The following is a 10,285-nucleotide window of genomic DNA, read 5'->3' on the forward strand; positions in this document are numbered from 1 at the left end:
CGCAGGCTGGACCGGGCGCGGCACCGGGCTGGCGGATGAGGCGGTGGCCCGCAAGGCGGGGATCGTGGCCCGCGCCGTGGCGGTCAACGATCCGGCCGATGCGGGGGGGCTTGAGATCCTGCGCCGATTGGGCGGGCGCGAACTGGTGGCGATGGCCGGGGCGATCGCGAAGGCGCGGCGCGCCCGCATCCCGGTCGTTCTCGATGGCTTTATCTGCACTGCTGCGGCGGCGTGCCTTGAGGCCGCGCACCGAGGGATGCTCGATCACGCCGTGGCTGGCCATGTGAGCGCAGAGCCGGGCCACGCGCAGCTCCTGCGCGCGCTGGACAAGGCGCCGATCCTGTCGCTCGGGCTCCGTCTCGGGGAGGGATCGGGCGGTGTGCTCGCCATAAGCGTCGTGCAGGCGGCGCTGGCCTGCCATTCGGGCATGGCGACGTTCGCCGAGGCGGGTGTCGCGGGCGGATAGGCGCGGCTTGACCCTATGAGGCGCTGGGCATACTGATCAAAACACTCGGATTTGAGGGTCAGGGAGCCGAAAAGATGAGCGAAGCCCTGCTGCATCGCCTTGCATGGATCGTGACCGCGCTTTGCGTCGCGCCCATCGTCGCGGCGGCGCTGGCAGCGCTCACCGGCGATCTGGCAACCTGGCGCGATGTGCTGGCCACGGTCCTGCCGCGCTACACGGCCACGACCCTGACACTGGTCGTGATCGTCGGCACCGGCACGGCGATCATCGGGTCTCTGACCGCGTGGCTGGTGACCGTCTACCGCTTTCCCGGCGCCCGTGTGCTGGAGGTCGCCCTGGCGCTGCCGCTGGCGTTCCCGGCCTATGTGATGGCCTACGCCTATACCCATATGCTCGACCATCCCGGCCCGGTGCAGACAACGCTTCGGGCGCTCACCGGCTGGGGGCCGCGCGACTACTGGTTTCCCGAGGTCCGGTCTCTTGGCGGCGCGGCGGTGATGCTGACAATCGTTCTCTATCCCTATGTCTACCTTTTGGCGCGGGCGTCCTTTCGGCAGCAATCGGCCAATGCGTTTCTGGTGGCACGCACGCTCGGGCGCTCGCCGATGCAGGCATTCTGGCGGGTCGCCCTGCCGATGGCACGCCCGGCAATTGCCGGGGGCGCGTTGCTGGCCATCATGGAGACCATCGCAGATTTCGGAACGGTCGCGTTTTTCAACGTCCAGACCTTCGCGACCGGCATTTACCAGGCGTGGTTCTCTCTGGGGGATCGCGCGGCAGCGGCGCAACTGGCGCTGTGTCTTCTGGCCTTCGCGCTGTTGCTCGCGGGGCTGGAGCGTGCCAGCCGCGGACGGTCACGCACGGCGGGCAGAGGGGCCCGCTTTGAGACGATGGAGCGGCCCACCCTGCGGGGGGCGGCGGGATGGGGCGCCTTCACCCTGTGCTTCCTGCCTGTGCTTCTGGGCTTTGTCATTCCGGTTATCATGCTGGGGACGATGGCCATCGGATCGGGTCAGGATCTCTTTTCCGAGCGGTATCTCGGCTTCATGTCCAATTCCGTCGTTCTGGCGAGCGTCGCGGCTGTGCTCACGGTGTTCGGGGCGATCCTCGTGGGGTTCCGCGCGCGGACCCGTCCGGGCCGCACGTCGCGTTGGCTGGTGATCGGGGCCGGGCTGGGCTACGCCGTTCCGGGCGGGGTCATCGCCGTGGGGTTGATGGTGCCCATGGCCGGCCTCGACAATGCGCTTGACGCTTTCATGCGCGCCACCTTCGGCATCAGCACCGGGCTGATGATCACCGGGTCGATCTGGCTGATGATCCTGGCCTATGTCGTGCGGTTCATGGCCGCGGCACTCAATGCCTATGACAGCGGCATGGCGACCGTGCCCGGACATCTCGATGCCATCGGGCGCTCGCTCGGTCAGCCCGGTCCCAAGCTCTTGACACGGGTGCATCTGCCCGTGGCGCGCACCTCGGTCGTGACGGCGCTCCTGATCGTGTTTGTCGACGTGATGAAGGAATTGCCCGCGACCCTGATCCTGCACCCGTTCGATTTTCAGACCCTCGCGGTACAGGCCCACAGGCTCGCCGCCGATGAACGGCTCTCCGAAGCGGCGATGCCGTCACTGGTTCTGGTGGGCTTTGGCCTTGTTCCGGTGCTCATCCTGTGCCGCACGCTGGGGCGCGAGTCCGGCGGGCGCAAGGCGGCCAAGATGGGCGTGGCGATGTCGGCGGGGTAGCTATCACTCCCCCGGACGCTTCAGGCTGAACTTGTCGCGGATCACCGTGTAGTCCTGATACCCCAAACGCGAGAGCGGGTGATAGCGGGCGATGTCGAACAGGCCGTCGACAAGGCACTCATCGCGCATATGCACGCCCGTCACCTCGCCAAACACCACGAAATTCGCCTCTCCGGGCAATTGGGTGATCTGCGTCAACCGGCATTCGAGATTGGCAGGAGAGGCAGCGACACGGCCACAATTGATCGTGTCGCACTCGGCTTTTTCCAGCCCGGCATGGTCAAACTCGTCCACCTCGCGGCCCCAGGCGCCCGAGGTCTGGTTCATCGGATCGCGCAGCGCGTCGCTGACGATGTTGACACAGAACACGCCGGTCTCGCGGATATTGGCAACGCTGTCCTTGGTGCCGTCGCGGTCGGGCTTGGCCGAGGTCGAGGCGAACATGACCTGCGGCGGAACATAGGCCACGGCATTGAAAAACGAATATGGTGCCAGATTGTCCCGGCCTTGGGCATCACGGCTGGAAATCCAGCCGATCGGGCGCGGCGTGACAATCGCGTTGAATGGATTATGCGGCAGGCCGTGGCCATCCTCGGGTCTGTAAAACATCTGCCTCTCCTCAGTCATCCGGTTTGTGCCTGTCCTACCGTCGTGCTACGCGCGTTGCCAGTTTATTCTCGCAGGGACCCGGTGCGCGATGTTCACCCTTGAGACGGAAAAATCCGTTGATTACTGGGAGGTTGAGGCCCTCTTCGACCTTTGCTTCGCGCCGGGGCGCGAGGCGCTGTCGTCGTACCGTTTGCGCGATGATGTCGCGCCGGTGGCCGATCTGTGCCTCGTGGTGCGCGATGGCGAGGGGGTTCTGGCCGGAGCGATCCGCTATTGGCCGGTGCATGTCGGGGCTGCGCGCGCGCTGTTGCTGGGGCCGGTGGCGGTGCATCCGACCCATCAGGGCGAAGGCTTGGGCGGGCTGCTGATCCGGGACAGCCTTGAGCGTGCCGCGCAGACCGGGTGGGAGAGGGTCATCCTCGTCGGGGATGCGCCGTATTACAGTCGCTTCGGCTTTTCGATCCTCACCGGCGTCGAGATGCCGCCGCCGACCAATCCGGCGCGTATTCTCGGGCTGGCATTGCAGCCCGGCGCATGGAACAATACCTCCGGCAAGGTGACGCGAGGCGCTTGAATTCGCAGGGGCTCATGGCCACCTTCGCCTTTGAACATTGCGGAGCAAGCGGATGGAGCTATTGGGTCAGCCGATTGGCGAGGCCGAAGTCGAGGCGCGCATGCGGGCGCTGATAGAGCGCAATGCGCAGGCCGGAAACGGCGTGATCGACATTCTCAACCTCGTGGGCGGTCACGCCGAAGGCATGCTTGACCGGCTACCGCCCAACGTGCGCATACGGCTCAACGATGCCACCGAAGAGGCGCTGCGCCGGGCCGCAGAGGCCGCGCACAGGTCACGCGGTGTGGTGGGCGAACAGCCCGCGTGGATGGCACGTGCGGTCACAACGTCGATGGGCGCCATGGGCGGAATGGGCGGCTTGCCCACCGCACTTGCCGAATTGCCGATGACAGTGACGGTCTTGCTGAGGGCCATTCAGGATGTCGCCGCCGAACACGGGTTCGATCCCTCCGAGCCGAGCGTGCGCTTTGACTCGATAGAGGTATTTGGCGCCGCAGGCCCGCTCGAACGCGATGACGGCGCTAATCTCGGGTTTGTCGGCACACGGATGACACTGACCGGCCCCGCGCTGCATGCGCTGATTGCGCGGGTCGCGCCCCGGCTGGCCGCCGTTCTGGGGCAAAAGCTGGCGGCACAGACCCTGCCGCTACTGGGGGCCGCCGCCGGGGCTGCCACGAATTATGCCTATACCCGCTATTATCAGGATATGGCGCAGGTGCATTTCGGTCTGAGGCGGCTGGCGATTGACGCCGGGCGCGACACGCAGGATCTGGTGTCGGAGTTCCGGCAGCGCGTCGAATGAGCGCGTGCCGCTCTGCTACATCTGATCGCGCAGGTACTCTGTCACGGCGGGCCGCACGGTCTGCGAGCCCTTGGCGCGTTCGGTATGGATCACATCGCGCAGCGCACCCAGATCAATCCGGCGCAGCAGGCTCTTGACCGGGCCGATGGAGGCAGGGCGCATCGACAGCGTGCGAAAGCCGATGGCGGCAAGACAGGCGGCCTCGACCGGTCGGCCCGCATCCTCGCCGCAAAAACTCAGCGGGGTCTGCAACGTGGCACAGCGAAAGACGATTCCTTCGAGGAAATTCAGAAAGCTGATATTCAAGGTGTCGTAACGCTTGCGCACACGCTCGTTCTCGCGGTCGGCGGCAAAGAAGAATTGCTTGAGATCGTTGCCCCCGACAGACAGGAAATCGACTTCTGAATAGAAACTGTCCGGCGCAAACGCGAGCGAGGGCGTTTCCAGCATCGCGCCCACCTCAAGGGTTTCGGGGATGGGATGGCCAAGAATGCGTTCGCGCGCGAGGGCCTTGTCCATCTCCGCGCGCGCGGCGGTAAACTCGTCGCGCTGTGCGACAAACGGGAACATGATCGTCAGCGCCCGGCCCTTGGCGGCCCGGATCAGCGCCTGCAGCTGCATGCGCATGACCCCGGGTTTATCAAGGCCCACCCGGATCGCGCGCCAGCCCATGGCCGGGTTGGGCTCGTCGGTGGCCTTCATGTAGGGCAGCACCTTGTCAGAGCCGATATCGAGCGTGCGGAACACCACGCGCTTGTCGTCCGCCGCGTCCATGACACGGGCATAAAGCTCCGATAGCTCGGCGCGTTTCGGCATGTGGTTGCGGATCAGGAATTGCAGCTCGGTGCGAAACAGCCCGACACCCTCGGCCCCTGACCCCTTGAGGCTGGGCAGGTCGGCCATCAGCCCGGCATTCATCTTGAGCTTGATGCGCTGACCACACAGGGTTTCGGCAGGCTTGTCGCGGATCGAGGCATAGCGCTGCTGTGCCTCGGCCTGCATCGCCATCTTGTCCCGAAACGCGGTCACGATCGACTCGTCGGGGCGCAGATGGACCACGCCCTGATCGCCATCCACGAGGATCTGGTCGCCGTTGAGCGCCTCGTTCGAGATCCGCGCGGCATGGATGACGAGCGGAATGGCCAGCGCGCGGGCGACAATCGCCGCATGGCTTCCGACAGAGCCTTCCTCAAGCACGATCCCCTTGAGTGCGCGCCCATAATCGAGCAGTTCCGCCGGGCCGATATTGCGCGCGATCAGGATCGGGTCGGGGGGCATCTCGGCCCCGGTTTCCGTGCCCTGCCCGGTCAGGATGCGCAACAGCCGGTTGGAGAGATCATCGAGATCGTGCAGCCGCTCGCGCAGATAGGCGTCGGTCACTTGCGTCATGCGCGCCCGGGCGGCGGACTGTTCCTTTTCCACCGCCGCCTCGGCGGAAAGGCCGCTGTCGATGTTGTCCTCCATGCGCCGCATCCAGCCTTTGGAGTTGGCGAACATGCGGTAGGCTTCGAGCACGTCGAGCTGGTCCTTGTCGCCGCCCTTGGCAGAACTGAGCATGCGGTCAACCCCGACGCGCAGCGCCTCGACCGCCTCGTGCAGCCGCTCCAGCTCGCGCGCGGGGTCCTCGGCAATCGGATTGGTGACGACAACGCGCGGCTCGTGCAGCCAGACCCGACCCTGCGCCGTGCCCTCCTGCGCACTGGTGCCGCGAAACAGCACCGCTTGCTGGTGGCGGGCAGACATCGCCGCCCCCTCGCCGACAAAGGCCCCAAGCTCGGCCATCTCGGCCAGCACCATGGCGACAACCTCGACGGCATAGATTTCTTCATCCGAAAACAGCCGGGCCTGCTTGGACTGGACCACAAGCACCCCGAGTTTCTCGCCAAGCCTCTGGACCGGCACCCCGAGCAATGAGGAATAAGCCTCTTCCCCGGTCTCCGGCATGTACCGAAACCCGGGCGCCGACGGGGCGTCATCGGTATTGATCACCTTGCCGGTGCGCGCCACGCGGCCCACCAGCCCCTCGCCAAGACGCATGCGGGTTTCATGAACGGATTCCGGCTTGAGGCCCTCGGTCGCGCACAGCTCCAGCGTATCCTCGTCGCGAAACAGGTAGATCGAGCAGACTTCGGTGTGCATTTCCTCGGCAATCAGCCGCGTGATCTGGTCGAGCCGGGTCTGCCCGCCAGCGTCTTCTGCCATGATCGCGCGCAGGCGCCCCAGCATCTGACGACTGTCGGTGGAATAGCTGTGGGTCATGCGCGGCGCTCCCCCGGGGCGATTTTAGAGATGCGCCCAACCCGGTGCCGATGATCCACGTGCCGGGTCAGGCCGCTTTGTCCAACTCGAAGGCATCATGCAGGGCTTGAACCGCGAGTTCCATGTATTTCCGGTCGATCAGAACGGAAATCTTGATCTCGGAGGTTGCAATAACCTTGATGTTCACACCTTCATCGCTGAGCGTCTTGAACATTTTGGCGGCCACGCCCGATTGGCTTCGCATGCCGATGCCCACGGCCGACACCTTGGCTACATCGGTATCCGCGAGAAGGTCATGATAATTGATCTGACCCACTTCCTTGGCCGCCAGAAGCGCCTTTTCGGCGCGTTTGACCTGATCGGTGGGGCACGAGAAGGTCATGTCGGTGCGGCCCTCCTCCGAGATGTTTTGCACGATCATGTCCACGTTGACCCCCGCCTCGGAGAGTGGGCCAAAGATGGCCGCCGCGATGCCGGGCCGGTCGGCCACCGAGATGAGGGTCATCTTCGCCTCGTCCCGGGAATAGGCGATGCCGCTGACAACATTCGATTCCATGATTTCCTCCTCGGCGCAGACAAGCGTGCCGGCCTCATCCGATTGTTCCTCGAAACTGCTGAGCACCCGCAGTTTCACGTTATAGCGCATCGCCAGCTCGACCGAGCGGGTTTGCAGCACCTTGGCCCCGAGCGAGGCGAGTTCCAGCATTTCCTCAAACGCGATCTTGTCAAGTTTCCGCGCCTTGGAGCTGATCCTTGGGTCAGTGGTATAGACCCCGTCCACATCCGTGTAGATATCACACCGCTCCGCGTTGAACGCGGCGGCAAAGGCCACGGCGGTGGTGTCCGAGCCACCCCGCCCCAGCGTGGTGATGCGGCCCTCGGGGCTGATCCCCTGAAAGCCCGCAACCACGGCCACACGCATGCCCTCATTGAACTTGGCGGTGATGTTCTCGGGCGGGATATCCTCGATCCGGGCGGAAGAATGCGCGGAGTTGGTCTTGAGCGGCACCTGCCAGCCCTGCCAGCTGCGCGCGGGCACGTCCATTTCCTGCAAGGTCAGCGCCATCAGCCCGGCAGTGACATTCTCGCCGGAGCTGACCACGGCATCATATTCGCGCGCGTCGTAAAGCGGTGAGATCTCGCCCACCCAGCCCACCATCTCATTGGTCTTGCCGGACATGGCCGAGACGATGACAATGACGTCATAGCCCTTGGACACCTCGACGCCGACGCGCTTGGCGGCGCGGCGGATGCGGTCGATATTGGCGACAGAGGTGCCGCCGAATTTCATCACGAGAACGGGCATGCGCACTGTCCTGAGCCGTTTGCATCGGGCGCGGTTTACGCCCGGTCACAGGTCTGCGCAAGGGGGCAGGTGCCGCAGGACGGGCGCGCGGGTACGGCGTCATCGCGCACGCCACCCTGATCATACAAGTGCCCGCACGACGGAACGCGCGGGCAACATCTGTCTTGGGGCGGGATGTGCCTACTCGCCAGTATCCGCCGGGCTCGCGTTCAGCAGGCCATAGCGTTCAGCCCCGAGCGAGTCGTAGAGGTCGATCTGCGTTTCGAGAAAGTCGATATGCCCTTCCTCATCCGCGATCAGCTCTTCAAAAAGGTTCTTCGAGACGTAATCGCTCATGCTCTCGCAATGCTCGCGCGCCTCGATATAGAGCGTGCGCGCATCGTGCTCGGCGGCCAGATCCGAGTCGAGCGTCTCCCGCAGGTTTTCACCAATGCGGAGCGAGTCGAGCTTTTGCAGATTGGGGTGTCCCCCGAGAAAGATGATCCGCTCGATCAGCTTGTCGGCGTGATGCATCTCCTCGATGCTTTCCTCGCGCGATTTGGCGGCGATGCGGCCATAGCCCCAGTCCTCTTGCAGACGGTAATGCAGCCAGTATTGGCTGACGGCGGTCAGTTCACTCCTGAGCGCCTGATTGAGATAGTCGATGACCTTGGCGTCGCCCTTCATGTGCGTCTCCCTGGGTGGCCGCGCGGCGCAGACCGCGCAATTGCATGGGTACCGCCAAACTATCTGCCTCACGCATGGTGTCAACGAAGAGCGGCAGGCACCCGCCGCAATCGGCACGCTTGCCGAGCGCGCGATAGATCTTGCCGGGGGTGATCAGCGTATCGGGATCAGACGCGCGCATCCAGTCGATCGCGCGGTGGATGTCGTGATTGGTGATCGCCATACAATGACAAACAATCATCGGGTGTCGCTCCTGTGCCTCAATGTCTTGTCTGGTTTACCGGGTCCGGAATCGCCTGCGTTTGCTGACACAATACCGCACGATGCAGCGCAAGGCCAAGCCGCCCGGCCGCGTCTGCCAGTGGCAGAATGCCGCGCGGTGCGACCAGCAGGCTCGCCAGCATCAGCGCATCCTCGCGCTCGCCCAGCGCCGCCTCTTCGACGAACCGGGCAAACGCCGCCTCATCCAGCCCGACGCAATCGCACTGCGGTGCATGACAGCGCAGCGGACGGCGCACATTTGACCCCAACACCTCTGTCACGTCGTGTAGCGCCTCGAACGATGCCGTCGCCATCGGCTCGGTCATCCGCTCGCATAGCATCGCGTGTGCGCGCATCGCGCCGCCCTGATTCCAGGCGCGAAGACAGGCCACCGCCATTGCGGAGATGCCGTCCATCTCGGCCATGTGCCCTACCGGCATCTGACCGCTCAGATCGCGTGCATGCTTCATTTGGTGAGAATCAGCTTGCCGGCGCGGGTGATGCGCAATGTGTAGATCTGCCCGTCCAGCACGATCAGGGCCGTGTTGGCGCCATTGGTCAGGGCGCGGGCGTCGTGACAGGCGGCCTCGGCCACCAGACCCGGGTCTGATTTTGTTTGTGCGCGGATCATGCCAGTGTCTCCGCCGGTTCAGTCATTGGGTAAGCCATGCCAAATTTCCCTCTGTTTCGCGTTGGGCCGGGCTTGCCGCAGATTCGGACTGGCTTGGCCTCTCTTTTCTGACTGTTATACTAGGGAATGTCAATTCTGAGATTTTTAGTCAAGTATGACATTTCAGATTCCCTCTGGTCTTGGCGACTTTTGGCGCGCTATAGTTTTGCCAATCCCGAATGGGGGCGAGAGCAGCGACGGGGGGGACTGTTCAACAGATGACCCTACAGACCACAAATCAGATGCCGCTCGCTCTTCCTGCGGCGCCCAAGACCGAGGTGCGCACGCAGTTCGGTGCCCTTTGCTATCGCATGAGATCCGGCAAGCCCGAGGTGCTGCTTGTCACCAGCCGGGGCTCCGGGCGTTGGATTATTCCCAAAGGCTGGCCGATCCCGGGGCTCACCCCCGCCGAGATGTCCTTGCAGGAGGCATGGGAAGAGGCAGGGGTGCGCGGGGTGGCGCATAATCTTGCCCTGGGGCTCTACTCTTACACCAAGGAAATCGGCCTGGAGCGTGGCCTGCCTTGCCTCGTTATGGTCTACCCGGTGCGAGTGACATCGCTATCTGCGCATTTTCCCGAGGCAGGGCAGCGCCGGCACAAGTGGATGCGCCCCAAGAAGGCCGCCAAGCGGGTGGACGAGACCGAACTCGCTCATTTGATCAGCGGATTCGAGCCTCGAAAACTGGGGCTTTAGGTCACGATTGCCCGACTTGATCTTCGTCGCAAGCAGGGTAATTATCGCTGCTAGGCCAAATGGACCGGGACATGATTCAATTTTCTCTAAGATGCGATGCCGATCATCAGTTTGACAGTTGGTTCCAATCGGCGGACGCGTTCGACACGTTGCAAAAGGCCGGCATGATCAGCTGTGCGATCTGCGGTTCCAAATCCGTGGAAAAGGCGCTGATGGCGCCACGCGTGCGGGGCAATAG

13 protein-coding genes are annotated in these 10,285 nt (G+C 64.0%); 6 read left to right on the forward strand and 7 right to left on the reverse strand.

Annotated features, from left to right (window positions below):
• On the forward strand, positions 1-466 hold a 466-nt coding region (locus Q0X85_RS11770), incomplete at its 5' end, for a nicotinate-nucleotide--dimethylbenzimidazole phosphoribosyltransferase (RefSeq protein WP_297772188.1).
• Between the two features lie 74 nt (positions 467-540).
• Positions 541-2,205, forward strand: a complete 1,665-nt coding sequence (locus Q0X85_RS11775; RefSeq protein WP_297772189.1) for an iron ABC transporter permease — start codon at positions 541-543, stop codon at positions 2,203-2,205.
• A gap of 3 nt (positions 2,206-2,208) precedes the next feature.
• Here the strand turns inward: Q0X85_RS11775 and Q0X85_RS11780 are convergent, their stop codons facing one another.
• Positions 2,209-2,814, reverse strand: coding sequence for a flavin reductase family protein (locus tag Q0X85_RS11780; protein WP_297772190.1), 606 nt, complete (start codon positions 2,812-2,814; stop codon positions 2,209-2,211).
• An 88-nt stretch (positions 2,815-2,902) separates the two neighbouring features.
• Between Q0X85_RS11780 and Q0X85_RS11785 the strand changes: the two genes are divergently transcribed.
• Entirely contained in the window at positions 2,903-3,388 is a 486-nt protein-coding gene (locus tag Q0X85_RS11785; RefSeq protein WP_297772191.1) for an N-acetyltransferase, read from the forward strand.
• A gap of 52 nt (positions 3,389-3,440) precedes the next feature.
• Positions 3,441-4,190, forward strand: coding sequence for an EcsC family protein (locus Q0X85_RS11790; RefSeq protein WP_297772192.1), 750 nt, complete (start codon positions 3,441-3,443; stop codon positions 4,188-4,190).
• 15 nt (positions 4,191-4,205) lie between these two features.
• On the opposite strand, the gene ptsP is transcribed toward Q0X85_RS11790, so the two are convergent.
• The 6 genes from ptsP to Q0X85_RS11820 form a co-directional block, all read right to left on the reverse strand.
• Positions 4,206-6,449, reverse strand: a complete 2,244-nt coding sequence (ptsP, locus tag Q0X85_RS11795; protein ID WP_297772193.1) for a phosphoenolpyruvate--protein phosphotransferase — start codon at positions 6,447-6,449, stop codon at positions 4,206-4,208.
• 67 nt (positions 6,450-6,516) lie between these two features.
• Positions 6,517-7,755, reverse strand: coding sequence for an aspartate kinase (locus Q0X85_RS11800; RefSeq protein ID WP_297772194.1), 1,239 nt, complete (start codon positions 7,753-7,755; stop codon positions 6,517-6,519).
• 180 nt (positions 7,756-7,935) lie between these two features.
• Positions 7,936-8,421: a bacterioferritin gene (bfr, locus tag Q0X85_RS11805; RefSeq protein ID WP_297772195.1), complete on the reverse strand. Its 486-nt coding sequence runs from the start codon at positions 8,419-8,421 to the stop codon at positions 7,936-7,938.
• Positions 8,369-8,662, reverse strand: a complete 294-nt coding sequence (locus tag Q0X85_RS11810; RefSeq protein ID WP_297772196.1) for a (2Fe-2S)-binding protein — start codon at positions 8,660-8,662, stop codon at positions 8,369-8,371. Before Q0X85_RS11810 ends, bfr begins: the two co-directional genes overlap by 53 nt.
• A gap of 19 nt (positions 8,663-8,681) precedes the next feature.
• Positions 8,682-9,152 carry a hypothetical protein gene (locus tag Q0X85_RS11815; RefSeq protein ID WP_297772197.1) on the reverse strand — a complete coding sequence of 157 codons (471 nt, stop codon included), beginning with the start codon at positions 9,150-9,152 and terminating at the stop codon, positions 8,682-8,684.
• Positions 9,149-9,313 (reverse strand): hemin uptake protein HemP, encoded by a 165-nt coding sequence (locus tag Q0X85_RS11820; protein WP_297772198.1) that lies wholly within the window; start codon positions 9,311-9,313, stop codon positions 9,149-9,151. Before Q0X85_RS11820 ends, Q0X85_RS11815 begins: the two co-directional genes overlap by 4 nt.
• Positions 9,314-9,570: 257 nt before the next feature.
• Here Q0X85_RS11820 and Q0X85_RS11825 point away from each other — a divergent pair, with 257 nt between their 5' ends.
• Together Q0X85_RS11825 and Q0X85_RS11830 are read left to right on the forward strand one after the other, a co-directional pair.
• A complete protein-coding gene (locus tag Q0X85_RS11825; protein WP_297772199.1) occupies positions 9,571-10,047 on the forward strand; it encodes an NUDIX hydrolase in 477 nt (158 codons plus the stop codon).
• Between the two features lie 71 nt (positions 10,048-10,118).
• A partial coding sequence (locus Q0X85_RS11830; RefSeq protein WP_297772200.1) for a DUF1178 family protein occupies positions 10,119-10,285 on the forward strand: 167 nt, incomplete at its 3' end.

Origin of the sequence: uncultured Roseovarius sp., assembly GCF_947259555.1 — a bacterium.
In the GTDB taxonomy this organism is placed as follows: domain Bacteria; phylum Pseudomonadota; class Alphaproteobacteria; order Rhodobacterales; family Rhodobacteraceae; genus Roseovarius.